Annotated in this window: 22 protein-coding genes and 1 pseudogene; 15 read left to right on the forward strand and 8 right to left on the reverse strand. The window is 71.9% G+C overall.

Annotation, left to right across the window (positions count from 1 at the left end; translation table 11 throughout):
* Positions 1-168: 168 nt before the first annotated feature.
* The gene (locus K7G61_RS22500) at positions 169-1,095 is read right to left on the reverse strand and encodes a C40 family peptidase (protein ID WP_225848740.1); all 927 of its coding nucleotides are present in this window, start codon (positions 1,093-1,095) and stop codon (positions 169-171) included.
* Positions 1,096-1,722: 627 nt separating this feature from the next.
* Here K7G61_RS22500 and K7G61_RS22505 point away from each other — a divergent pair.
* The 14 genes from K7G61_RS22505 (at position 1,723) to nuoN (ending at position 17,916) form a co-directional block, all read left to right on the forward strand.
* Complete coding sequence (locus K7G61_RS22505) at positions 1,723-2,082, forward strand: NADH-quinone oxidoreductase subunit A (protein ID WP_225848741.1); 360 nt, start codon at positions 1,723-1,725, stop codon at positions 2,080-2,082.
* Positions 2,083-2,161: 79 nt separating this feature from the next.
* The gene (locus tag K7G61_RS22510; RefSeq protein WP_225848742.1) at positions 2,162-2,716 is read left to right on the forward strand and encodes an NADH-quinone oxidoreductase subunit B family protein; all 555 of its coding nucleotides are present in this window, start codon (positions 2,162-2,164) and stop codon (positions 2,714-2,716) included.
* Positions 2,713-3,459: an NADH-quinone oxidoreductase subunit C gene (locus K7G61_RS22515; protein WP_225848743.1), complete on the forward strand. Its 747-nt coding sequence runs from the start codon at positions 2,713-2,715 to the stop codon at positions 3,457-3,459. The genes K7G61_RS22510 and K7G61_RS22515 overlap by 4 nt, the downstream gene beginning before the upstream one ends.
* On the forward strand, positions 3,459-4,802 hold the full coding sequence (locus K7G61_RS22520) for an NADH-quinone oxidoreductase subunit D (protein WP_225848744.1): 1,344 nt from the start codon (positions 3,459-3,461) through the stop codon (positions 4,800-4,802). Before K7G61_RS22515 ends, K7G61_RS22520 begins: the two co-directional genes overlap by 1 nt.
* Complete coding sequence (gene nuoE, locus K7G61_RS22525) at positions 4,799-5,689, forward strand: NADH-quinone oxidoreductase subunit NuoE (protein WP_225848745.1); 891 nt, start codon at positions 4,799-4,801, stop codon at positions 5,687-5,689. Before K7G61_RS22520 ends, nuoE begins: the two co-directional genes overlap by 4 nt.
* Entirely contained in the window at positions 5,689-7,023 is a 1,335-nt protein-coding gene (nuoF, locus tag K7G61_RS22530; protein WP_225848746.1) for an NADH-quinone oxidoreductase subunit NuoF, read from the forward strand. The genes nuoE and nuoF overlap by 1 nt, the downstream gene beginning before the upstream one ends.
* Positions 7,020-9,503 carry an NADH-quinone oxidoreductase subunit G gene (locus K7G61_RS22535; protein ID WP_225848747.1) on the forward strand — a complete coding sequence of 828 codons (2,484 nt, stop codon included), beginning with the start codon at positions 7,020-7,022 and terminating at the stop codon, positions 9,501-9,503. The genes nuoF and K7G61_RS22535 overlap by 4 nt, the downstream gene beginning before the upstream one ends.
* The gene (gene nuoH / locus K7G61_RS22540) at positions 9,500-10,885 is read left to right on the forward strand and encodes an NADH-quinone oxidoreductase subunit NuoH (RefSeq protein ID WP_225848748.1); all 1,386 of its coding nucleotides are present in this window, start codon (positions 9,500-9,502) and stop codon (positions 10,883-10,885) included. Before K7G61_RS22535 ends, nuoH begins: the two co-directional genes overlap by 4 nt.
* A complete protein-coding gene (gene nuoI / locus K7G61_RS22545; RefSeq protein ID WP_225848749.1) occupies positions 10,878-11,510 on the forward strand; it encodes an NADH-quinone oxidoreductase subunit NuoI in 633 nt (210 codons plus the stop codon). Before nuoH ends, nuoI begins: the two co-directional genes overlap by 8 nt.
* Positions 11,507-12,430: an NADH-quinone oxidoreductase subunit J gene (locus tag K7G61_RS22550; RefSeq protein ID WP_225848750.1), complete on the forward strand. Its 924-nt coding sequence runs from the start codon at positions 11,507-11,509 to the stop codon at positions 12,428-12,430. Before nuoI ends, K7G61_RS22550 begins: the two co-directional genes overlap by 4 nt.
* On the forward strand, positions 12,427-12,726 hold the full coding sequence (gene nuoK / locus K7G61_RS22555; RefSeq protein ID WP_225848751.1) for an NADH-quinone oxidoreductase subunit NuoK: 300 nt from the start codon (positions 12,427-12,429) through the stop codon (positions 12,724-12,726). The genes K7G61_RS22550 and nuoK overlap by 4 nt, the downstream gene beginning before the upstream one ends.
* A 13-nt stretch (positions 12,727-12,739) precedes the next feature.
* Positions 12,740-14,644: an NADH-quinone oxidoreductase subunit L gene (gene nuoL / locus K7G61_RS22560; RefSeq protein WP_225848752.1), complete on the forward strand. Its 1,905-nt coding sequence runs from the start codon at positions 12,740-12,742 to the stop codon at positions 14,642-14,644.
* 6 nt (positions 14,645-14,650) lie between these two features.
* Complete coding sequence (locus tag K7G61_RS22565) at positions 14,651-16,246, forward strand: NADH-quinone oxidoreductase subunit M (protein ID WP_225848753.1); 1,596 nt, start codon at positions 14,651-14,653, stop codon at positions 16,244-16,246.
* Complete coding sequence (gene nuoN / locus K7G61_RS22570; protein WP_225848754.1) at positions 16,243-17,916, forward strand: NADH-quinone oxidoreductase subunit NuoN; 1,674 nt, start codon at positions 16,243-16,245, stop codon at positions 17,914-17,916. The genes K7G61_RS22565 and nuoN overlap by 4 nt, the downstream gene beginning before the upstream one ends.
* A 111-nt stretch (positions 17,917-18,027) precedes the next feature.
* Here nuoN and K7G61_RS22575 read toward each other — a convergent pair whose 3' ends face one another.
* A complete protein-coding gene (locus K7G61_RS22575) occupies positions 18,028-18,288 on the reverse strand; it encodes a DUF6480 family protein (RefSeq protein WP_225848755.1) in 261 nt (86 codons plus the stop codon).
* Positions 18,289-18,459: 171 nt separating this feature from the next.
* Positions 18,460-19,056: a TetR/AcrR family transcriptional regulator gene (locus K7G61_RS22580; RefSeq protein ID WP_225848756.1), complete on the reverse strand. Its 597-nt coding sequence runs from the start codon at positions 19,054-19,056 to the stop codon at positions 18,460-18,462.
* A 136-nt stretch (positions 19,057-19,192) separates the two neighbouring features.
* Between K7G61_RS22580 and K7G61_RS22585 the strand changes: the two genes are divergently transcribed.
* Positions 19,193-20,167, forward strand: a complete 975-nt coding sequence (locus tag K7G61_RS22585; protein WP_225848757.1) for a zinc-binding dehydrogenase — start codon at positions 19,193-19,195, stop codon at positions 20,165-20,167.
* 30 nt (positions 20,168-20,197) lie between these two features.
* Here the strand turns inward: K7G61_RS22585 and K7G61_RS22590 are convergent, their stop codons facing one another.
* The 5 genes and pseudogenes from K7G61_RS22590 to egtB form a co-directional block, all read right to left on the reverse strand.
* Positions 20,198-20,635, reverse strand: coding sequence for a DNA-binding protein (locus K7G61_RS22590; RefSeq protein ID WP_225848758.1), 438 nt, complete (start codon positions 20,633-20,635; stop codon positions 20,198-20,200).
* On the reverse strand, positions 20,632-20,901 hold the full coding sequence (locus K7G61_RS22595) for a hypothetical protein (protein WP_374204206.1): 270 nt from the start codon (positions 20,899-20,901) through the stop codon (positions 20,632-20,634). Before K7G61_RS22595 ends, K7G61_RS22590 begins: the two co-directional genes overlap by 4 nt.
* A gap of 94 nt (positions 20,902-20,995) precedes the next feature.
* Complete coding sequence (gene egtD / locus K7G61_RS22600) at positions 20,996-21,973, reverse strand: L-histidine N(alpha)-methyltransferase (protein WP_225848807.1); 978 nt, start codon at positions 21,971-21,973, stop codon at positions 20,996-20,998.
* Between the two features lie 225 nt (positions 21,974-22,198).
* Positions 22,199-22,876, reverse strand: a pseudogene (locus K7G61_RS22605) (hypothetical protein); the annotation flags it as partial.
* Positions 22,876-24,249 carry an ergothioneine biosynthesis protein EgtB gene (egtB, locus tag K7G61_RS22610; protein ID WP_225848760.1) on the reverse strand — a complete coding sequence of 458 codons (1,374 nt, stop codon included), beginning with the start codon at positions 24,247-24,249 and terminating at the stop codon, positions 22,876-22,878. The pseudogene K7G61_RS22605 and the gene egtB, both read right to left, overlap by 1 nt.
* Between the last annotated feature and the right edge of the window lie 146 nt (positions 24,250-24,395).

The raw sequence follows: 24,395 nt of genomic DNA on the forward strand, positions 1-24,395 counted from the left end.
GGTGCGGGACCGCACCCGGGCGCGGGGCTTCACCGGGCGGCGGCCCCGGTGGGGACGGTTCCCACCGGGCCGCCGCCCTCCGGACCCCGCCGCCCTACCGGACCCCGCCGCCCTCCGGACCCCGCACCCCGGCCCGGCCGGCGGCCTGGGCCGGGCCGGGGGCGGGAGTCAGAGGACCCTTACGGCCCAGTCCGGCATGTAGTCCGCCAGTTGGTGGATCCCCACCGGGGTGGACGGGTTGGCCGCGTCCAGGTACTGGCCGCCGCCGATGAAGACGCCCACGTGGTAGGCGCTGCCCTCGCCGCCCCAGAAGACGAGGTCGCCGGGCCGCAGGTCGGAGATCGACACGGGGGTGCCGGCCGTCGACTGCTCCTGCGAGGTCCGCGGCAGGGTGACGCCGACGGACGCGAACGCGGCCTGGGTCAGGCCGGAGCAGTCGTACGCGCCGGGGCCGGTCGCGCCGTACACGTAGGGCTTGCCGATCTGCGCCTTGAGGAAGGCGATGAGCTGGTCGGCCTTGCCGGCGGGGGTGGCGGTGGGCGTGGGCGCGGCGGTGGGGGCCGGAGCCGCCGCGGCGGTCGGGGTGGGGGCCGGTGCCGTTGCCGCCGCCCGGACGCGGGCAGCGGCCTGCGCGGCCCTCGCCTCGGCCCGCGCCGCGGCCTTCGCCTTCGCGGCGGCCTCGGCCGCGGCCTTCTTCGCGGCGGTGGCCCTGGCGGCCGCGGCCTTCGCCTTCGCCGCTCGGGCGGCTTGCGCGGCCTTGGCGGCCTGCGCGGCCTTCTCCTTGGCCGCCGCCTGCGCCGCGGCCTTCTCCTGGGCGGCGGTCCGCACCTGCCGGGCCGTCTGCCGGGCTATCGCGTCGGCGGCCATCTGGGCGCGGGTGACGGTGAACCAGTCGGGCGCGGCCGCGGTGGCCGCGGTCTTCGCCGCGTGGTGGTGCCGGTGGTGCGAGTCGGCCATGGCCGGAGCGGCCGCGCCGCTGAGAGCGAGCGCGCTGACGACACCGCCGACGAGCCCGGCCCGGCGAGCCCAGTTGGGGTCGCGGGGCGCCGCGTGCCGTCGGCGGCCGGTATGCGGATAAGTATGCGAATCGGACATATCTGTCCGGGAGTTGTTCGGGGGCATGCGCACATGGCTATCAGGAACGATTGGTTCCGTTCAATAAAGGTGGGATACACCACACTTGACGTGATCACGGGTCGAATGACCGATTCGCGATCTTGCGCTCGGTGCCCTTTGTTGTGTTTTCACCGCTCCGGTTACTTATGCGCTCGTGCACGCATTCACGCGCCCTTCCGCCGCCCGTTCGTCGCCCGTTCCGGCGCTCCGGGGCGCTCCGGGTGCCGTCCGGCCCGGGCGGCGCCTGCTATCACGGGATCGCGTCCCACGCGAATTTGATTCGAGGGTGACCCGACTGATAATGGGAACACGGCCCTGACCAGCGGGAACACCCTCGATTGCGACAGGAAGTGATCGTTTCCGCCGCATCGCGCGCAAGATCACCACTCATCCGACTTCATGATCAGTTGCCAGGTGGTGGAGATCACAAAGGTCGCGTGGTACCCCGTGTCGCAGATCACAGACCGGGAGGCATAGTATGCAGGCGGCTTGGGCTTGTGAACTGCCTCACATAGACGCGATCTTCGTGATTTCCGTGACGCGGCAGGCAAGAACAACCACGGTCCGTACACATCAGTCACTGCCGACTGGAAGGAGCGGGGAACGGTGAACGCCTACGCGCCGATCATCGTGCTGGGCGGCCTCGCGGCCGGCTTCGCGATCTTCTCCGTTTTCATGGCCTCGATCATCGGGCCCAAGCGCTACAACCGGGCCAAGCTGGAAGCGTACGAGTGCGGTATCGAGCCCACTCCGCAGCCGGCCGGCGGCGGCCGCTTCCCGATCAAGTACTACCTGACGGCGATGCTGTTCATCGTCTTCGACATCGAGATCGTCTTCCTCTACCCCTGGGCCGTCACCTTCGACCGCCTGGGGATGTTCGGGCTCGTCGAGATGCTCCTCTTCGTCGCCACCGTCTTCGTCGCCTACGCGTACGTGTGGCGGCGCGGCGGCCTGGAGTGGGACTAGTCGGCGGCGCGGGGACCACGGGGAACCACGGGACACCAGGACTGCGGACCGAGCGGAAGAGCGGACCAGGAGCCAACGCATGGGTATCGAAGAGAAACTGCCGAGCGGATTCCTGCTCACGACGGTGGAGACCGCGGCCGGCTGGGTGCGCAAGGCGTCGGTGTTCCCGGCCACCTTCGGACTCGCCTGCTGCGCCATCGAGATGATGACCACCGGCGCCGGGCGGTACGACATGGCCCGGTTCGGGATGGAGGTCTTCCGCGGCTCGCCGCGCCAGGCCGACCTGATGATCGTGGCCGGCCGGGTCAGCCAGAAGATGGCCCCGGTGCTGCGGCAGGTCTACGACCAGATGCCGAACCCCAAGTGGGTCATCTCCATGGGCGTGTGCGCCTCCAGCGGCGGGATGTTCAACAACTACGCGATCGTGCAGGGCGTCGACCACATCGTGCCGGTCGACATCTACCTGCCCGGCTGTCCGCCGCGGCCCGAGATGCTGCTCGACGCGATCCTCAAGCTGCACGAGAAGATCCAGGGCGGCAAGCTCGGCGTGCACCGCGAGCAGGCCGCCCGCGAGGCCGAGGAAGCCGCCCGCAACGCCCTTCCGCTGATCGAGATGAAGGGGCTGCTGCGGTGACCGACACCTCCAACACCCCGAACGGGAACAACCTCCCCACCCAGCGCGACGACACCGCCGGCGAGGTGATCGGCGTCCGCAAGGGCATGTTCGGCGCCAACAACGGCGGCGACACCTCCGGCTACGGCGGCCTGGTCCGCACCGTCCGGCTGCCCGGCGCGAGCACCCGCCCGTACGGCGGACCGCGCGGCGAGAGCGGCGAGGGCGTCTTCGACCTGATCGCCGACGAGCTGGAGGGCGCGCTGGAGGAGCAGGGCCTGCCGCCCGGCGAGGCGATCGAGAAGACGGTCGTGGACCGCGGCGAACTGACCTTCCACATCGCCCGCGAGCACCTGGTGCGGGTCGCCCGCACGCTGCGCGACGACCCGGCGCTGCGCTTCGAGCTGTGCACCGGCGTCAGCGGCGTGCACTACCCCGGCGACCGCGGCCGCGAACTGCACGCCGTCTACCACCTGCGGTCGCTGACCCACACCCGGCTGATCCGGCTGGAGGTCGGCATCCCCGACGCCGACCCGCACGTCCCCTCGCTGGTCCCGGTCTACCCGACCAACGACTGGCACGAGCGCGAGACGTACGACTTCTTCGGCATCGTCTTCGACGGCCACCCCGCGCTCACCCGCATCATGATGCCGGACGACTGGCCCGGCCATCCGCAGCGCAAGGACTACCCGCTCGGCGGCATCCCCGTCGAGTACAAGGGCGCCCAGATCCCGGCTCCCGACCAGCGGAGGTCGTACAGCTGATGAGCACTCCCCAAGCCCCCCACGCGCCGACCCAGGCCGAAGAGCGCGAGACCACCGAAGGCCGGGTCTTCACCGTCACCGGCGGCGACTGGGACGAACTCGCCGAGACCGTCGGCAAGGCCGACGACGAGCGGATCATCGTCAACATGGGCCCGCAGCACCCGTCCACCCACGGCGTGCTGCGGCTGATCCTGGAGATCGACGGCGAGACGGTCACCGAGGCCAGGGCCGGCATCGGCTACCTGCACACCGGCATCGAGAAGAACATGGAGTTCCGGACCTGGACCCAGGGGTCCACGTTCGTGACGCGCATGGACTACCTCACGCCGCTGTTCAACGAGACGGCGTACTGCCTGGCCGTGGAGAAGCTGCTCGGCATCACCGACCAGGTGCCGGACCGGGCGAGCGTCATCCGGGTCATGCTGATGGAGCTCAACCGGATCTCCTCCCACCTGGTGGCCATCGCCACCGGCGGCATGGAGCTGGGCGCCACCACGATCATGATCTACGGCTTCCGCGACCGCGAGATGATCCTCGACATCTTCGAGCTGATCACCGGCCTGCGGATGAACCACGCCTACGTACGCCCCGGGGGCCTGGCCCAGGACCTGCCGCCCGGCGCGGTCGACCAGGTGCGGGAGTTCGTGAAGACGTTCCGCAAGAACCTCCCGGAGTACGACAAGCTCGCCACCGGCAACCCCATCTTCAAGGGCCGCATGCAGGACGTCGGCTACCTGGACCTGGCCGGCTGCATGGCGCTGGGCGCCACCGGCCCCATCGTGCGCGCCGCGGGACTGCCGCACGACCTGCGCAAGTCGGATCCGTACTGCGGTTACGAGAACTACGAGTTCGAGGTGCCGACCGAGGACTCGTGCGACTCCTACGGCCGCTTCCTGGTCCGGCTGTCCGAGATGCGCGAGAGCCTGCGGATCGTCGAGCAGTGCCTGGACCGGCTCGCGCCCGGCCCGGTGATGGTCGAGGACAAGAAGATCGCCTGGCCCGCCCAGCTCGCCCTCGGCCCGGACGGCATGGGCAACTCGCTGGACCACATCAAGAAGATCATGGGCACCTCCATGGAGGCCCTCATCCACCACTTCAAGCTGGTCACCGAGGGCTTCCGGGTGCCGGCCGGCCAGGCGTACTCGGCGGTGGAGTCCGCCAAGGGGGAGCTGGGCGTGCACGTCGTCAGCGACGGCGGCACACGCCCCTACCGGGTGCACTTCCGCGACCCCTCCTTCACCAACCTGCAGACCATGGCGGCGATGTGCGAGGGCGGCCAGGTCGCCGACGTCATCGTCGCGGTGGCGTCCATCGACCCCGTGATGGGAGGTGTCGACCGATGACCGAAGTCTCCCTCGGCATCCCTGAGATGCCCGCGCCCGACTACCCGGCCGACGTCCGGGCCCGGCTGGAGAGCGACGCCCGGGAGGTGATCGCCCGCTACCCCGGTTCGCGCAGCGCCCTGCTGCCGCTGCTGCACCTGGTGCAGTCCGAGGAGGGCCACGTCACGCGCACCGGCATCCGCTTCTGCGCCGAGCTGCTGGACCTCACCACCGCCGAGGTCACCGCGGTCGCCACCTTCTACACGATGTACCGGCGCAAGCCCTCGGGCGACTACCAGGTCGGGGTGTGCACCAACACGCTGTGCGCGGTGATGGGCGGCGACGCCATCTTCGAGGAGCTGCAGCGGCACCTCGGCGTCGGCAACGACGAGACCACCGCCGACGGCAAGGTCACCCTGGAGCACATCGAGTGCAACGCGGCCTGCGACTTCGCGCCCGTGGTGATGGTCAACTGGGAGTTCTTCGACAACCAGACCCCCGAGTCCGCGAAGGCCCTCGTGGACGACCTCATCGCCGGCCGCGAGGTGCGCCCGACCCGCGGCGCGCCCCTGTGCACGTACAAGGAGACGGCCCGCATCCTGGCCGGCTTCACCGACGAGCGCGAGGGCGCCGTCGAGGCCGGCGGCAGCGCGGGACCCGCCTCGCTCGCGGGGCTGCGGCTGCACCGGGGCGAGGCCCCGGCCAGGACCGTCCCGCAGCAGGCCAACCCGCCCTCTGCCTTCGGCGAGGGGGCACCCGGCGCGGAGGCCGGCACCCACGCCACGCCGACCTCGCCGTCGCCCGCCGAGCACCCCAGTTCGCACGACGCGCCCCTGCCCACCAGCGACTCCGACCCGGCGCGCGCCGACCACGGCACCGAGCGCACCACCGAGGAGGACGGCGAGTGATGACGGTCGAATCCCCCGAGAAGCTCCTCGCGCCCGTGCTGTCGGCGTTCTGGGACGACCCGCGGTCATGGACGCTGGAGACCTATCGCCGGCACGAGGGCTACCAGGGGCTGCGCAAGGCGCTGGCGATGGCGCCCGACGACGTGATCGCCTACGTGAAGGAATCGGGCCTGCGCGGGCGCGGCGGCGCCGGCTTCCCCACCGGCATGAAGTGGCAGTTCATCCCGCAGGGCGACGGCAAGCCGCACTACCTCGTGGTCAACGCCGACGAGTCCGAGCCGGGAACCTGCAAGGACATCCCGCTCATGTACGCCAACCCGCACTCCCTCATCGAGGGCATCGTGATCGCCTGCTGGGCGATCCGCTCCAACCATGCCTTCATCTACCTCCGCGGTGAGGTCGTGCCCGTGCTGCGCCGGCTGCACGAGGCCGTGCGCGAGGCGTACGCCGCCGGATACCTCGGCAAGGACATCCAGGGCAGCGGCTTCGACCTGGACATCACCGTGCACGCGGGCGCCGGGGCGTACATCTGCGGTGAGGAGACGGCGCTGCTGGACTCGCTGGAGGGACGCCGCGGCCAGCCCAGGCTCCGGCCGCCCTTCCCGGCGGTCGAGGGCCTGTACGCCTGCCCCACTGTGGTGAACAACGTCGAATCGATCGCGTCGGTTCCCTCGATCATCCACCGGGGCAAGGAATGGTTCCGGTCGATGGGCAGCGAGAAGTCCCCGGGCTTCACGCTCTACTCGCTGTCGGGCCACGTCGCCCGCCCCGGCCAGTACGAGGGCCCGCTCGGCATCACCCTGCGCCAGCTGCTCGACATGGGCGGCGGCATGCGCCCCGGCCACCGGCTGAAGTTCTGGACCCCGGGCGGCTCGTCCACCCCGATCTTCACCGACGAGCACCTGGACGTGCCGCTGGACTACGAGGGCGTCGCCGCCGCCGGGTCGATGCTCGGCACCAAGGCGCTGCAGTGCTTCGACGAGACCACCTGCGTGGTGCGGGCGGTCACCCGGTGGACGGAGTTCTACGCCCACGAGTCCTGCGGCAAGTGCACGCCGTGCCGCGAGGGCACCTACTGGCTCGTGCAGCTGATGCGCGACATCGAGGCGGGCAAGGGCCGGCCCGGGGACCTCGACAAGCTGAACGACATCGCCGACAACATCAACGGCAAAGCATTCTGCGCGCTGGGCGACGGAGCCGCCGCCCCGATCTTCTCCTCGCTGAAGTACTTCCGGTCCGAGTACGAGGAGCACATCGAGCGCGGGGGCTGCCCCTTCGACCCGGCCCGCTCCACCGCCTGGGCCGACTCGTCCCGTACGGAGGTCATCGCGTGACCGTCACGACCAACAACGCGCCCTCCGGAGGGGCGGCGGTGCCCCCCGAGGACCTGATCTCGGTCACCATCGACGGCATCGGCGTCTCCGTCCCCAAGGGCACCCTGGTGATCAGGGCCGCCGAGATGATCGGCGTCGAGGTCCCCCGGTTCTGCGACCACCCGCTGCTGGACCCGGTGGGTGCCTGCCGCCAGTGCATCGTGGAGATCGAGGGCCAGCGCAAGCCCGTCGCCTCGTGCACCATCGCCTGCACCGACGGCATGGTGATCAGCACCCAGGTCACCTCGCCGGTCGCCGAGAAGGCCCAGCGCGGCATGATGGAGTTCCTGCTCATCAACCACCCGCTGGACTGCCCGGTCTGCGACAAGGGCGGCGAGTGCCCGCTGCAGAACCAGTCCATGATGGTCGGCGACCCGGACACCCGCTTCGAGGGCCGCAAGCGGACGTACGCCAAGCCCGTGCCGATCTCCACGCAGGTGCTGCTGGACCGCGAGCGGTGCGTGCTGTGCGCGCGATGCACCCGGTTCAGCCAGCAGATCGCGGGCGACCCCTTCATCGAGCTGCTGGAGCGCGGCGCGCTGGAGCAGGTCGGCACCGGCGAGGGCGAGCCGTTCCGCTCGTACTTCTCCGGCAACACCATCCAGATCTGCCCGGTGGGCGCGCTCACCTCGGCCGCGTACCGGTTCCGCTCCCGCCCCTTCGACCTGGTGTCGTCCCCGTCGGTGTGCGAGCACTGCGCCGGCGGCTGCGCCACCCGTACCGACCACCGCCGCGGCAAGGTGATGCGGCGGCTGGCCGGCAACGACCCGGAGGTCAACGAGGAGTGGCTGTGCGACAAGGGCCGGTTCGGCTTCCGCTACGCCCAGCGGCCCGAGCGCCTCACCCACCCGCTGGTCCGCGACGCCTCCGGTGAGCTGGTCCCGGCGAGCTGGCCCGAGGCGCTGGCCGCCGCGGCGGCCGGACTGAGCGCGGCCCACGGCCGGGCGGCGGTGCTGTCCGGCGGCCGCCTCACCGTGGAGGACGCCTACGCGTACGGCAAGTTCGCCCGTGTCGTCCTCGGCACGAACGACGTGGACTTCCGGGCCCGCCCGCACTCCGAGGAGGAGGCCGGCTTCCTGGCCGCCGCGGTCGCCGGGCGCGGCGTCGACCTCGACGGCAGCGGCCTGACGAACCTGGCGCTGGAGAAGGCGCCCGCCGTCCTGCTGGCCGGCCTTGAGGCCGAGGAGGAGGCCCCCGGCATCTTCCTGCGGCTGCGCAAGGCCCACCGCAAGCACAAGCAGCGCACCTACGCGCTGGCCGGCCACGCCACCCGCGGCCTGAACAAGGCGGGAGGTGTGCTGCTGCCCACCGCCCCCGGCACCGAGCCGGAGTGGATGGACGCGCTGTCCGGCGGTGTCGGGCTCGACGACCTGGGCCGCGAGGCGGCCGAGGCGCTGCGCGCCGAGGGCGCGGTGATCCTGGTCGGCGAGCGGCTGGCCACCGTGCCGGGCGCCTACACGGCCGCGCTGCGGCTGGCCACCGCGACCGGGGCCACGCTCGCGTGGGTCCCGCGCCGGGCCGGCGAGCGCGGCGCGGTCGAGGCCGGCGTGCTGCCCGGACTGCTGCCCGGCGGCCGTACGGTCAGCGACCCGCGGGCCCGCGAGGAGGTCGCCCGCGTGTGGGGCCTGCCCGCCCTGCCCACCCGCTACGGGCGCGGCACCGGCGAGATCATCGAGGCCGCGGCCACCGGCGAACTGGCCGCGCTCGTCGTCGGCGGCGTCGAGGTCGCGGACCTCCCGGACCCGGCCAGGGCCCGGATCGCGCTGGCCAACGCCGGCTTCGTGGTCAGCCTGGAACAGCGGCCCAGCGAGGTCACCGAGCGCGCCGACGTGGTGCTCCCGGTCGCCGCGGTCGCCGAGAAGCCGGGCACCTTCCTCAACTGGGAGGGCCGCGCCCGCTCCTTCGAGGCCGCGATCAAGCCCGACCAGGCCACCACCCGGCACCAGCTGCCGGACGCGCGCGTGCTGACGATGCTCGCCGACGCCATGGACGTGGCCCTGGGCCTGGCCGACGTACGCGCCGCCCGCCGCGAACTGGACGCACTGGCCGGGTGGTCGGGTCCGTACGCGCCCGCGCCGCTGGAGACGTCCGTCCCGCTGCCGCGGCCCGAACCCGGCCAGGCGGTCCTGGCCGGCCACCGGCTGCTGCTGGACCAGGGCCGCCTCCAGGACGGCGACGACGCCCTGGCCGGCACCCGGCACCCGGCGGTGGCCCGCCTGTCCGCGGCGACCGCGGCGGAGACGGGAGTGCGCGACGGCGACCCGCTCACCGTCACCGGCCCGTCCGGCGCGGTCACCTTCCCGGCGGCCGTGACCCCGATGCCGGACCGGGTGGTGTGGCTGCCGCTCAACTCCGCCGGCGGCGGCGTCGCGTCGGACACCGGAGCGCTTCCCGGCCAGGTCGTCAGCGTCAGTGGCCCGACTTCGGAGGTGGCCGAATGAGTGCCCCCATGCTCACCCTTGCCGCGACCCCCGAGCACCTGTCGTACTTCGGGCACGACGTGTGGTGGCTCATCGCCCTCAAGGCGGTGTTCTGCTTCGCGTTCGCCATGCTGACGGTGCTGTTCTCCATCGTGTGGGAGCGCAAGGTCGTCGCCTGGATGCAGTTGCGGATCGGGCCCAACCGGCACGGCCCCTGGGGCATGCTGCAGTCGCTCGCCGACGGCGTGAAGCTGATGCTCAAGGAGGACCTCACCGTCAAGCGGGCCGACAAGGTCGTGTTCATCCTGGCGCCGATCGTCTCGGCGATCCCGGCGTTCATGGCCTTCGCGGTGATCCCGTTCGGCCCCGCCGACAACGAGGTGTCGATCTTCGGCCACCGCACCCCGATGCAGCTCACCGACCTGCCGATCGGCATCCTCTACATCCTGGCCACGGCCTCGGTCGGCATCTACGGCATCGTGCTCGCCGGCTGGTCGTCCGGCTCCACGTACCCGCTGCTCGGCGGCCTGCGCGCGTCCGCGCAGATGATCTCGTACGAGATCGCGATGGGCCTGTCGTTCGCCGCGGTGTTCCTCTACTCCGGCTCGATGTCGACCTCGACCATCGTGACCGCCCAGCACCAGCGGTGGTACGCGATCCTGCTGCCGGTCTCGTTCCTGATCTACGTCTGCACGATGATCGGGGAGACCAACCGCGCCCCCTTCGACATGCCCGAGTCCGAGGGCGACCTGGTCGGCGGGTTCAACACCGAGTACAGCTCGATCAAGTTCGCGCTGTTCATGCTCGCCGAGTACGTGAACATGGTGACGGTCTCCGCGGTCGCCACCACCCTCTTCCTCGGCGGCTGGCGGGCCCCCTGGCCGATCTCCACCGCCTGGGCGGGCGCCAACCACGGCTGGTGGCCGCTGCTGTGGTTCGTCATCAAGGTGAACCTCCTGCTGTTCTTCTTCATCTGGCTGCGCGGCACCCTGCCCCGGGTCCGCTACGACCAGTTGATGAAGCTCGGCTGGAAGGTGCTCATCCCGATCTCCATGGTGTGGCTGATGCTCGTGGCCGCCGTGCGGGCGATGCGGAACGAGAACTGGGACTTCACCAAGATCGTGCTGTACATCGGCGGCGTGGTGCTCGCGCTGCTGCTGCTCTCGCTGGTCGTGGACGTCTTCCGCGGCCGCGAGGAGGAGAGCGAGCAGGCCGCGGGCGGCCCCCTCGCGCCGCCGGAGAAGTTCGACCCGATGGCGGGCGGCTTCCCCGTACCGCCGCTGCCGGGCCAGCAGGCGCAGCCGGTGCCGCGGCGCCCCAGCCGCGCGCAGGTCCAGCTCGTGGGCGCGCCCCCCGCCGACGAGACCACCGACACGGACAAGAAGGAGGACGGCGATGCCTGAGTTCCTGGAGCCGGTCGCGGGCTTCGGCGTGACCTTCAAGGCCATGTTCAAGAAGCGGCTGACCGAGCAGTACCCGGAGTACAAGAAGCCCACCGCGCCGCGGTTCCACGGCCGCCACCAGCTCAACCGGCACCCCGACGGGCTGGAGAAGTGCGTCGGCTGCGAGCTGTGCGCGTGGGCCTGCCCGGCCGACGCGATCTACGTGGAGGGCGCGGACAACACCGACGAGGAGCGCTACTCCCCGGGCGAGCGCTACGGCCGCGTCTACCAGATCAACTACGCCCGCTGCATCCTGTGCGGCCTGTGCATCGAGGCGTGCCCGACCCGCGCGCTGACCATGACCAACGAGTACGAACTCGCCGACCGGACCCGCGAGTCGCTGATCTTCACCAAGGAGCAGCTGCTGGCCGGCCTGGAGGAGGGCATGGTCGACTCGCCGCACGCGATCTTCCCGGGCATGGACGAGGGCGACTACTACCGCGGCGCGGTCACCGAGGCGGCGCCCGGGACCGTACGGCAGGTGGCGGTCTCCAAGGGCGAGAAGCCGGAGGACGAGAGCGCCGAGGGCCCCGAGGTCGTCGCGCCCGGCGGTTCCACCCCGGCGGGAACGGGGGCCGAGGCATGACCGGGCTCGCCGCCGCCGCGTCGCAGACCTCCACCGGGGAGGCCGTCCAGTTCTGGCTGCTCGGCACGGTCGCCGTGCTGGGCGCGCTCGGCACGGTGCTGATGAGAAAGGCCGTGCACAGCGCGCTGTCGCTGGCGGGCACGATGATCGTGCTCGCCGTCTTCTACCTGGCGCAGGGCGCGTACTTCCTCGGCGTCGTGCAGATCGTCGTCTACACCGGCGCGATCATGATGCTGTTCCTGTTCGTGGTCATGCTGGTCGGCATCACCGCGGCGGACTCCCTCAAGGAGACCCTCAAGGGCCAGCGCTGGCTGGCCGCCGCCTGCGGCCTGGGCTTCGGGATCCTGCTGATCGCCGGCATCGCCAACGCCTCGCTCGACACCTTCACCGGCGTCGGCAAGGCCAACGCGGCGCACGGCGGGAACGTACCGGGCCTGGCCCGGCTGCTGTTCACCAACTACGTGTGGGCCTTCGAGATCACCGGCGCGCTGCTGATCACCGCCGCGATCGGCGCGATGGTGCTCACCCACCGGGAGCGCACCGAGGAGCGCCGCACCCAGCGCGAGCTCGCCGAGGCCCGGGTCAGGGAGGGCAAGCAGGTCACCCCGCTGCCGGCCCCCGGCACGTACGCCCGGCACAACGCGGTGGACATCCCCGCGCTGCTGCCCGACGGCCGGATCGCGGAGCTGTCGGTCAGCTCCACGCTGCGCGAGCGCGGCCAGGTCCGTGACGTCTCCCAGGACGCCATGCGCCGCCTCGCCGAACTCGACCGCAGCTCCGAGGAGTGGCTGGAGCGCCGGCCGCTGACCGGCGCCACCCGGTTCGACCCGGACGCCGCCGCGGGCGGCGTCACAGGCGGCGCGGGCGACGGCCGCGACGGCCACGCGGCCGAGGACCACGCAGAGGAGGGCGCCAAGTGAATCCGGCCAACTACCTGTACCTGTCGGCGCTGCTGTTCACCATCGGCGCGGCCGGGGTGCTCATCCGGCGCAACGCGATCGTCGTCTTCATGTGCGTCGAGCTGATGCTGAACGCCTGCAACCTGGCGTTCGTCACCTTCTCCCGGCTGCACGGCAACCTCGACGGGCAGATCATCGCCTTCTTCACGATGGTCGTCGCCGCCGCCGAGGTCGTGGTCGGGCTCGCGATCATCGTGTCGATCTACCGGACCCGCCACTCGGCCTCGGTCGACGACGCCAATCTCATGAAGCTGTAGAGGGGCTGCGACCGTGGAAACCCTGATCGGACTGCTCGTCGCGGCACCACTGCTCGGCGCGGGCATCCTGCTGACCGGCGGCCGGCGGCTGGACCGCACCGGACACCTGATCGGCACCCTGCTCGCGCTGGTGTCCTTCGCCTTCGCGGTGGTGCTGTTCGCCGACATGCTGGGCAAGGACACCGACCGGCGCACGCTGACCTCGCACCTGTGGACGTGGGTGCCGGTGGAAGGCTTCCAGGCGCAGGTCGGCTTCCAGCTCGACCAGTTGTCGATGACGTTCGTCCTGCTGATCACCGGGGTGGGCTCGCTCATCCACATCTACTCGATCGGCTACATGGCGCACGACGAGAAGCGCCGCAAGTTCTTCGGCTTCCTCAACCTGTTCCTCGCGGCGATGCTGCTGCTGGTGCTGGCCGACAACTACTTCCTGCTCTACGCGGGCTGGGAGGGCGTGGGCCTGGCCTCGTACCTGCTCATCGGGTTCTGGCAGCACAAGCCGAGCGCGGCGACCGCGGCGAAGAAGGCGTTCCTGGTCAACCGGGTCGGCGACATCGGGCTGTCGGTCGGCATCATGCTGATGTTCACCACCTTCGGCTCCTTCGCCTTCGCGGACGTCTTCCCCAAGGTCGGGCAGGCGTCCGGCTCGCAGCACGCCACCCTCACCGGGATCGGCTTCATGCTGCTGCTGGCCGCGTGCGGCAAGTCGGCCCAGGTGCCGCTGCAGTCCTGGCTCGGCGACGCGATGGAGGGCCCGACCCCGGTCTCCGCCCTCATCCACGCCGCCACCATGGTGACCGCGGGCGTCTACCTCATCACCCGCTCCGGCGCGATCTTCAACGCGGCGCCCGACGCCCAGACCGCCGTCGTCACCGTCGGCGCGGTCACGCTCCTGTTCGGTGCGATCGTCGGTTGCGCGAAGGACGACATCAAGAAGGCGCTGGCCGGCTCGACGATGTCGCAGATCGGCTACATGATCATGGCGGCCGGGCTCGGCCCGATCGGCTACGTCTTCGCGATCATGCACCTGGTCACCCACGGCTTCTTCAAGGCCGGGCTCTTCCTCGGCGCCGGCTCGGTGATGCACGGCATGAACGACGAGGTCGACATGCGCCGCTACGGGGGCCTGCGCACGTACATGCCCGTCACCTTCGTCACCTTCGGCCTCGGCTACCTGGCGATCATCGGCTTCCCCGGCCTGTCCGGCTTCTTCTCCAAGGACAAGATCATCGAGGCCGCCTTCGCCAAGGGCGGTACCGAGGGCTGGATCCTGGGCGGGTGCGCGATGCTGGGCGCGGCGATCACCGCGTTCTACATGACCCGCGTGATGCTGATGACGTTCTTCGGCGAGAAGCGGTGGGAGCCGGACGCGGAAGGCCATGAGCCGCACCCGCACGAGTCGCCCGCCTCCATGACGATCCCCATGATCGTCCTGGCCTTCGGCTCGGTCTTCGCCGGCGCCCTGTTCAGCGTCAACTCCTCGTTCGTGAAGTGGCTGGAGCCCGTCACCGGGCACAGCGAGGGCGACTCCCCGGTCGGCACGGCGACGATCACCACGGGCACGATGGTGGTGCTGCTGCTCGGTGTGGCGGTGGCCTGGTTCATGTACGGGCGGCGGCCCGTCCCCGCGGTCGCGCCGCGCGGCAGCCTGCTCACCCGGGCCGCCCGCCGCGACCTGCTGCAGGACGACTTCAACCACGTCGTCCTGGTACGCGGCGGCGAGCACCTCACCCGCCTGCTGGTCTACCTGGACCACACCCTGGTCGACGGCGTCGTCAACGGCTCCGCCGCCCTCGTGGGCGGCCTGTCGGGACGGCTGCGCCGGGTGCAGAACGGCTACGTCCGCTCGTACGCGGTCTCGATGCTGGGCGGCACCGCGGTGGTCGTCGCCGCGACCCTTCTGATGAGGGCGGTCTGATAGCTCATGTCCTTTCCCCTCCTGACCACGACCGCCGCCCTGCCCGCGGTCGGCGCGATCGTCACCGCCGCGGTGCCGGCCGGGCGCAGGACCGCCGCCAAGTACACGGCACTGGTCTTCTCGCTGGGCACCCTGGTGCTGGCCGCGATCGCCATGATCCGCTTCGACCCGGGCGGCGCCCGATACCAGCTCACCGAGTCCCACGCCTGGGTGAAGAGCTTCGGGCTGCGGTACGACCTGGGGGTCGACGGCATCGCGGTCACCCTCATCGCGCTGACCGCGCTGCTGATCCCGTTCGTAATGCTGGCCGGCTGGCACGACGCGGACCCGCTCGAAGACGCCGACCCCAACCGCCGCTGGCGCCCGACGCAGGGCTTCTTCGCGCTGATCCTGCTGGTCGAGGCGATGGTGGTGATCGCCTTCGAGGCCACCGACGTCTTCCTCTTCTACATCTTCTTCGAAGCCATGCTGATCCCGATGTACTTCCTCATCGGCGGCTTCGGCGACCGCGCCCACGCGGCCGGGGAAGGGGAGGCCGCGCGCCAGCGCTCGTACGCGGCGGTGAAGTTCCTGCTGTACAACCTGGTCGGCGGACTGATCATGCTGGCCGCGGTGATCGGGCTGTACGCGGCCACCGCCAAGCAGCTCGGCGCCGGCACGTTCTCGCTGCAGGACATCCTGTCCGCCCGGGCCTCCGGCAAGCTGCACCTGGCAACGTCGACCGAACGCTGGCTGTTCCTCGGCTTCTTCTTCGCCTTCGCGGTCAAGGCACCGCTGTGGCCGGTCCACACCTGGCTGCCGAACGCGATGGGCGAGTCCACCGCGCCGGTCGCCGTCCTGATCACCGCCGTGGTCGACAAGGTCGGCACCTTCGCGATGCTGCGCTACTGCCTCCAGCTCTTCCCCGAGGCGTCCAAGTGGGCCACCCCGACGATCCTGGTGCTGTCGGTGATCAGCATCCTGTACGGGGCGCTGCTCGCGGTCGGCCAGCGCGACATCAAGCGGCTGATCGCGTACGCCTCGGTGTCGCACTTCGGCTTCATCATCCTGGGCATCTTCGCGATGACCAGCCAGGGCCAGAGCGGCGCCACGCTCTACATGGTCAACCACGGCATCTCGACGGCGGCGCTCATGCTGGTCGCCGGGTTCCTGATCAGCCGGCGCGGCTCGCGGCTCATCGCGGACTTCGGCGGCGTGCAGAAGGTGGCGCCGGTCCTGGCCGGCACCTTCATGATCGGCGGTCTGGCCACCCTGTCGCTGCCGGGGCTCGCGCCCTTCGTCAGCGAGTTCCTGGTGCTGGTCGGCACGTTCAGCCGCTACCCGGTGCTGGGCATCGTCGCGACCCTCGGCATCGTCCTGGCGGCGCTGTACGTGCTGGTGCTCTACCAGCGGACCATGACCGGCCCGGTCAAGGCCGGGATCGAGGGCATGTCCGACCTGAAGGCGCGTGAACTGCTGGTCGTGGCACCGCTGATCGCGCTGCTGCTCTTCCTCGGCGTCTACCCGAAGCCGGTGACGGACACCGTCAACCCGTCGGTCCAGCACACGCTCTCCGACGTGCACAAGACCGACCCCAAGCCCGCGCTGGAGGCGAAGAAGTGAGCGCATCCGCATCGGCGTCAGCCGTCACCGTCCACAGCCTGTGGACGACGGCGGCGGCCAACGCCGCCGACACGGACAAGTTCCCGAAGCCGCACATCGAGTACGCCCAGCTCTCCCCGGTGCTGATCGTCTTCGGCGTGGCGTGCGTGGGCATCCTGCTGGAGGCGTTCCTGCCGCGGAAGAACCGGTACGCGGCCCAGGTGCTGCTGGCGGTCGTCGGCCTCGCCGCCGCCTTCGCGGCCGTGGTCGCGCTGGCCGCCAAGGGCTATGGGACCACCAAGGCGCACATCGGCGCGATGGGCGCGGTCGCCGTGGACGGTCCCGCCCTCTTCCTGCAGGGCACGATCCTGCTGGTCGCGATCGTGGCGGTGCTGACCTTCGCCGAGCGCCGACTCGACCCCAAGGCGCACGGCCGGAACGTCGACTCCTTCGCCGCCCAGGGCTCCGCGGTGCCCGGCGGCGAGCAGGAGAAGGCCGCGGTCCGGGCCGGCTTCACCACCACCGAGGTCTTCCCGCTGCTGCTGTTCGCGGTCGGCGGCATGCTGGTCTTCCCGGCGGCCAACGACCTGCTGACCCTGTTCGTCGCCCTTGAGGTCTTCTCGCTGCCGCTGTACATCCTGTGCGCGCTCGCCCGCCGCCACCGCCTGATGTCCCAGGAGGCCGCGGTCAAGTACTTCCTGCTGGGCGCCTTCTCCTCGGCCTTCCTGCTCTTCGGGATCGCCCTGCTCTACGGTTACGCGGGCTCCGTCTCGTACACCCAGATCTCCCGGGTCATCGACGGCAGCGCCCCCATGACCCCGGCGCTCGCCTCCACGACCGGCAACGACGCGCTGCTGCTGATCGGCATCGCCATGGTCGCCGTCGGCCTGCTGTTCAAGGTCGGCGCGGTGCCGTTCCACATGTGGACCCCCGACGTCTACCAGGGCGCGCCCACGCCGGTCACCGGTTTCATGGCCGCCGCCACCAAGGTCGCCGCGTTCGGCGCGCTGCTGCGGCTGCTGTACGTGGTCCTGCCGGGCATGCGCTGGGACTGGCGCCCGGTGATGTGGGGCATCGCGATCGCCACCATGGTGATCGGCGCGGTCATCGCGGTCACCCAGACCGACGTCAAGCGCCTGCTGGCGTACTCCTCGGTCGCCCACGCCGGCTTCATCCTCGCCGGCGTGATCGCCACCAACCGGCAGGGCGTGTCCTCGGTCCTGTTCTACCTGGCCGCGTACTCCTTCGTGACCCTGGGCGCCTTCGCCGTGGTCACCCTGGTCCGCGACGCGAGCGGCGAGGCCACGCACCTGTCCCGCTGGGCCGGCCTGGGCCGCCGCTCCCCGCTGGTCGCCGCGGTCTTCGCCGTCTTCCTGCTGGCCTTCGCCGGCATCCCGCTGACCTCCGGGTTCGCCGGGAAGTTCGCCGTCTTCAAGGCGGCCGCCCAGGGTGGCGCGATGCCGCTGGTGATCGTCGGTGTGATCTCCTCGGCGATCGCGGCGTTCTTCTACATCCGGGTGATCGTGCTGATGTTCTTCAGCGAGCCCAAGGTCGACGGCCCCTCGGTCGCCGTCCCCAGCCCGCTGACCTCCACCGCGATCGCCATAGGAGTCGCCGTCACCCTGGTCCTGGGCCTGGCCCCCCAGTACTTCCTGGACCTGGCGGACAAGGCGGGCGTGTTCGTCCGGTAGCCGGCCGGACGTGCCGCGAGCCTCGCTGCCCGGGTGTGCCCCTTCCTGCGGGGGAGACCCGGGCAGCGGCCTTTACGGGGTGGCCTTCACGGGTGGCGTCGACGGCCCCGTTCAGAGCATGAGCTCGATCGCCATGCCCAGGGCGCCCGCGGCGAAGACCGCCACGAAGAAGAAGATGAGGACGATGGGGCTCGCCGCCCAGCCGTGGCTCAGGGCCCGGCGTTCGGGGGCGTCCAGGCCGGACACGCCCGACTCCGCGGGCGGGATGCGGCCGGCGAGCTGGACGGAGTCCTCGGGGACGCCGAGTCCCTCGTCGGGCAGGTGGGGGTTCGCGGGCGGCCGGTGCGGGGCGTGGGCGTGGAGGGCGGCCATGGCCTGCCTCCGATCGTCGGGGGGTTCAGGTCCGTGTCGACCTGTGGATACCCGTTCCGGGCCCGCCGAACCGGACGGGTCGCCTCCGGTTCCTGTCCCCGTACGAGAACACGGTCCCGTACCGTCCCGGCCCGCGGCCTGTGTCCGCCGGACGGTCGCGGTGCCAGGGCGTTAGTCCGGCGCGTCCAGCAGTGCCGCCGCCTGACGCCGCAGCCCCCACGAGAGCCGCTCGGGGTCGCCGCCGTCCAGCAGGCGCTGCACCGGGGTGCTCTGGAAAGGGGCGAGGAGCAGGTGGGCGTGGAACTCGGCGTCGAGCTCCGGCCGGGCCTCGGCGAGCAGGCCGGCGATGTGGGTGTGCCAGAAGACGTAGATGGGTGAGGTGGCGACGTCCTCCGGCGTGTGCTGGGCCATGGCCTCGGCGTGGCCCAGTCCGGCCAGCAGCCCCTTGTTGCGGGTCACCGCCGTCGCGATGGCGTCGAGGAAGGCCAGCAGCCGCTCGCGGGGCGGCGCGCCGGGCCCCAGCGGGGGCGGGCCGCCGGCGACGGCCTCGTGCACCACGTACACCCGCTCCAGCATCAGCTCGCGCATCAGGCCCATGCGGTTGCCGAAGCGGTGGAAGACCGTGCCCTTGCCGACTCCGGCGGCTGCCGCCACCTGCTCCATCGAGATGTCCTCCGGCCGGTGCGCGGCCAGCAGTTCCTCGGCGGCGCGCAGGATCGCGCGCCGGTTGCGGGCGGCGTCGGCGCGTTCCCGGCGTGCTGGCGGCATGGCGGCTCCCGGTCACTCGTACGGCCTGGACAACTGGACCGGCGGTCCAGTACGGTCGGCGGCAGTGGAACTTGACCGGAGGTCCATTTAAGCACCGGTTCCGGCCGCCCTCCCAACCGCCGAGGAGAAGCCCATCATGCGACGCGTCCGCTATCACGAGTACGGCGCCCCCGATGTCCTCACCGTCGAGGAGGCCGACGTCCCGGCTCCCGGCCCCGGCGAGGTCCTGATCCGCGCCGAGGCCGTCGGCGCGAACTACGTGGACACGATGTTCCGCGCCGGCACCTCGCCCGAGCCCTTCACCCGCCCGGTGCCGGCCGGCCTCACCGGCGACGTCGTCGGCACGGTCGAGGCGGTCGGGCCCGGCGCCGACCCCGCCCTGGTCGGCCGGCGGGTCGCCGCACTCGTCGCCGAGGACGCCTTCGCGCAGTACGCGGTCGCCGAGGCCGCCTGGCTGGTGCCCGTGCCCGAGGGCCTGGACGCGGCCGTCGCGACCGTACTTCCGCTGGCCGGGCCGGTCGCCCTGGGCACCTTGCGGGCCGGGCGGCCGGCCGCGGGCGAGACGGTGCTGATCCACGCGGCCGGCGGCGGCACCGGCCACCTCGCCGTCCAGCTCGCCCGCGCCCTCGGCGCCGGCACGGTCATCGCCTCGGTCGGGTCGGCGGACCGCTTCGGCTTCGTCAAGGAGCTCGGCGCCGACGTCGCGGTCGACAACAGCCGCCCGGACTGGGCCGAGCAGGTGCGCGCCGCCGCGCCCGGCGGGGTCGACGTCGCCTTGGACTCGCTCGGCGGGAGCGTGCTGCGCGAGAGCCTCGACCTGCTGGCCCCCTTCGGCCGGATCGTCGTCTACGGCGCCGCGACCGGCGAACTCGGCGCGGTCCCGGTCACGGCCCTCTTCCCGCTCCGGGAAGTGATCGGCTTCGCCCTGCTGCGGCTGCGCGCCGCCGCCCCCGAACGCGCCCGCGCCGACATCGCCGAGATCACCCGCCGGATCGAGGACGGCACCCTGCGCCCCGCCGTGCACGCCCGCCTCCCCCTGACCGAGGCCGCGCAGGCCCACCGCATCCTCGACAGCCACGGCCACCTGGGACGTGTCGTCCTGCTGCCGTGAGGCGGGCGCGCGGTCCGCGGGAACCGCGCGTCACACGCGGATGACGCGCACCTTCGATCGGTCGCGATCCCTCTTCCGCTCGGCGGCCTCCAGCCGCCCACCGAGAAGTACGGACAGGTCGTCCGGATCCGGGGTGAGGATGTCCACGGGCCGGTCAGGCAGTTCGAGGGCGGCGGTGACCACCATCGCGTCGATCGCGTACTCGTGCCCGTGCAGTCCGGCTTCCTTGAGGAGCCGGGAAGCCGTGAGGGCGCTGTCCTTCGTGACGGCGTGCACGGTGAGCCGGGAGAGCACCCAGGAGAGCCGGGCCGGGTGAACGCCGTCGTGGTCGGCGTCGATGACGGTGGCGGCGCAGGCCACCACCCGGATGTCCCGCTTGCGTGCGACGGCGAGCCGGACGACCATGTCCCGTTCGTCCCGGAGGAGCTGTGACAGCGCCTCGCTGTCGAGAACCCAGCTACCGCTCACGCGGCGTTCCTGGCCGAGTCCGTTTCGCCGTACATCTCCGCCTCGGCCGCGAGGATCTCTTCGTCACTGATCCTTCCGTGCCGGTCCTCGTGGTCGACGATCAGCGCGTCGAGCGCGTCCCGCTCGATCTGCCGTTGCACCGCGCGCTCGATGTACGCGGAAATGCCGCGCTTGCCCACGCGGTCACGCACGGCTTCGATGGTTCCCTCGTGCATGGACACCGAAACGGACTGCGTCGGTCCGCCACCGGGCTCGAAACTCACCATGGACGCAGTCTAGCAAAAGTTCTAACAGAAACGGCGCCGGTTCCCGGAGCACCGCGGTGCTCCGGGAACCGGCGCCGGCCTCGGGGCGTCCCGGTCAGCTGGGTACCGCCATCAGCAGGGCGAACCGCCCGGCCGCGTCCGTCCACCAGTGGCGCACGGTGAAGCCGCCCTCCTTCAGCTCGGCGGTCAGGGACTCGCGGCGGAACTTGCAGGAGATCTCGGTACGCATGTCCTCACCCTGGGCGAGGTCCAGCGACAGGTCGACGTCGGGGATCTTGACGGTCTGGGCGCGGCGCGCGCGCAGCCGCATCTCGATCCGCTCCTCCTCGGTGTTCCACACGGCGACGTGGTCGAACGCGTCGGGGTCGAAGTCGGCGCCCAGCTCGCGGTTGATGACGTGCAGGACGTTCTTGTTGAACTCCGCGGTGACCCCGGCCGCGTCGTCGTACGCGCGGACCAGCGTTTCCGGGTCCTTGACCAGGTCGGCGCCGAGCAGCAGCACGTCGTCGCTGCTCAGCGCGAGCGACAGGGTGCGGTAGAAGGCCCGCCGCTGGTCCGGGTCGAAGTTGCCGATGGTGCTGCCGAGGAAGGCCAGGAGGCGGGGGCCCGGCTCGTCGGACAGCGCCAGGTCGTGCTCGAAGTCCGCGACCGTCGCCGCGACCTCCAGCCCGGGGTAGTCGCGGCAGATCGCCTCGCCCGCCTCGGACAGCGCGGCGCCGGAGACGTCCAGGGGCGCGTACCGCCGCAGCGTGCCGCCCGCGGTGAGCGCGTCCAGCAGCAGCCTGGTCTTGCGGGACGAGCCCGAGCCGAGCTCGACCAGGGTCGCGGCCCGGGTGAGCGCCGCTATCTCCGCCGCCCGGCGGCCGAGGATCTCCTGCTCGGCCCGGGTGGGGTAGTACTCGGGCAGCCTGGTGATCTGTTCGAACAGGTCGCTGCCGCGCTTGTCGTAGAACCACTTGGGCGGCAGCGTACGGGGGGCCGCGCGCAGCCCCTCGCGGACGTCGGTGTGCAGGGCGTCGGTGAGGTAGTCCGCCGGGAGGCGGTCGTCGAGGGTGAAGCGGCTCGCGGTCATGGGCGGGGGCTCCTTGCGCTCGGGGCCGCGCGGGGGGCGCAGCGGGAGGATCCGGACCCCGGCCGCGGAGGCCACCAGCAGGCTGCGGTCGGGGACCTCGTGCCACTGGCCGGGGGCGTCGTCGGGTTCTGAGGCGACCAGGACCAGGCCGGGGCCGGTGCGGTACCAGAGCGTGTCGCCGTACGCGCTGGCGATGATCGCGCGGCCGTCGGTGAGCAGGAGGTTGAGCCGGGCGGCCGGCCGCGCCGCGGCGACCTCGCGGATCACCGCGGCCATCGCACCGGCCGGCGGCTCGCCGCGCCGCAGCCGGCCGGCCAGCATGGCCCACAGCAGCGCGGAGTCGGAGTGCGCCTCCAGGGCGAGCGCCTGCGCCGGCGGCAGGTCCACTGCCAGCCGCGTCCAGTCGGCGACGGCCCCGTTGTGGCTGAACAGCCAGCGGCCGTCGCGGAAGGGGGCTGCCGCCGACTCGTCCTGGGTGGTCCCGGCCGTGGCCGAGCGGACCGCGGCCAGCACGGCCCCGCTGCGGATGCTGCGCGCCAGCTCGGGGAAGTTGGCGTCGGCCCAGATGGGCACGGCCCTGCGGTAACGGGCGGGGAGGGGGAAACCCGCCCCGCCCTCCGGATCAACGCCCTCCGGAGCAACGGAATTGGGCTCGGCGCCCTCCGCCCCGCCCCGACCGCCGCCGCCCCGACCGCCGGCGCCCCGGTCGTTCGCGGGGGCCGGCGGATCGGGCGGATCGGGCGGCTCCGGCGGGTACCAGCCGACCCCGAAGCCGTCCGCGTTGACCGTCCCGTGCCGCTGCCGGGCCGGCCGCCACGACTGCTCGTACAGGCTGTGCGGCGGCTCGGTGAGCAGCCGGGCCAGCGGCACCGGCGGACCGAGGTACGCGAGGTGGCGGCACATCAGCGCGCCTCACCGTCCCGCGGCCCGGCCGCGGACCGCGCGGTGCGGAAGCCGGCGAAGATCTGCCGGCGGATGGGGTAGTCCCAGTTGCGGAAGGTGCCGCGGCAGGCCACCGGGTCGACCCCGAAGGCGCCGCCGCGCAGCACCTTGTACTCGGGCCCGAAGAAGACTTGCGAGTACTCCTTGTACGGGAAGGCGGTGAAGCCCGGGTACGGGGCGAAGTCCGACGACGTCCACTCCCAGACGTCCCCGATGAGCTGCCGGGCGCCGCTGGGGGCCGCGCCCGCCGGATAGCTGCCCGCGGGGGCCGGCCGGAGGTGGCGCTGCCCGAGGTTGGCGTGCTCGGGGCGCGGGTCGTCGTCGCCCCACGGGTAGCGGCGGGACCGCCCGGTGGCCGGGTCGTGCCGGGCGGCCTTCTCCCACTCGGCCTCGGTCGGCAGCCGCCGGCCGGCCCAGCGGGCGTAGGCGTCCGCCTCGTACCAGCACACGTGCAGCACCGGCTCGTCGGCCGGCACCGGCTCCACGTGCCCGAACCGGCGGCGGACCCACCCCTCGCCGTCCCGGGACCAGAACAGCGGCGCCTCCAGCCCCGCGTCCTGGACGTGCTTCCAGCCCTCCGGCGTCCACCACCGCGGGTCGCGGTAGCCGCCGGCGGCGATGAACTCCAGGTAGGCGCCGTTGGTGACCGGCACGGTGTCCAGCCAGAACGCGGGGACGTCCACGGTGTGGTCCGGCCGCTCGTTGTCCAGCGCCCACGGTTCCGTGGAGGTGCCCATGGTGAACGGGCCGCCGGGCACCAGGACCTCGCGGGGCAGCCCGGCCGCGTCGGCGGGCGCGGGCGGCGGCGCGGGCGCGTCCAGGACGGCCGGGCCCTCGCGGAGCTGGTGGGTGGCCAGCATCGTCTCGTCGTGCTGCTGCTCGTGCTGGGCGAGCATCCCGAAGACGAACGCGCCCGCCAGCAGCGGCTCGGGCCCGTCCGGGCCGGTGTCGGCGGCCTTGAGCACGTCGAGGGTCTCCTCGCGTACGGCGGCCACGTAGGCGCGGGCCTCGGCCGGGCCGAGCAGGGGCAGCGCCGGGCGGTCGGCCCGCGGGTGCCGGAAGGCGTCGTAGAGGTGGTCGAGGTCGGGACGCAGCCCCGGGCGCCCGCCGGCCTCGCGGACCAGCCAGAGCTCCTCCTGGTTGGCGATGTGGGCCAGGTCCCACACCAGCGGGGACATCAGCCGGGAGTGCTGGGCGACGAGGTCGCCGTCGGTCACCGCGTCGGTGAGGTGCAGGGTACGGCGCCGCGCGGTCTCCAGCGCCGCCAGCGCGCGCGCCGAGGGGCCCGGCAGGCCGGCGGCGTCCGCGGAGGGCGGCGCGGCGAAGGGCGACACCGCAGCCTCGGAGGCGGGAGCCGCCGGAGCGGTGGTCGGAGCGGACGGAGCGGTGGTTGGAGGCGCCGGAGCGGTGGTTGGAGGTGAGGACGTGTCAGAAGTGCCTGGAGGGGCGGAAGTTGCACCACTCCGGGCCGTGCTGTGCT

The sequence above is a fragment of the Streptomyces sp. HPF1205 genome, from assembly GCF_020400825.1.
Classification (GTDB): Bacteria; Actinomycetota; Actinomycetes; order Streptomycetales; family Streptomycetaceae; genus Actinacidiphila.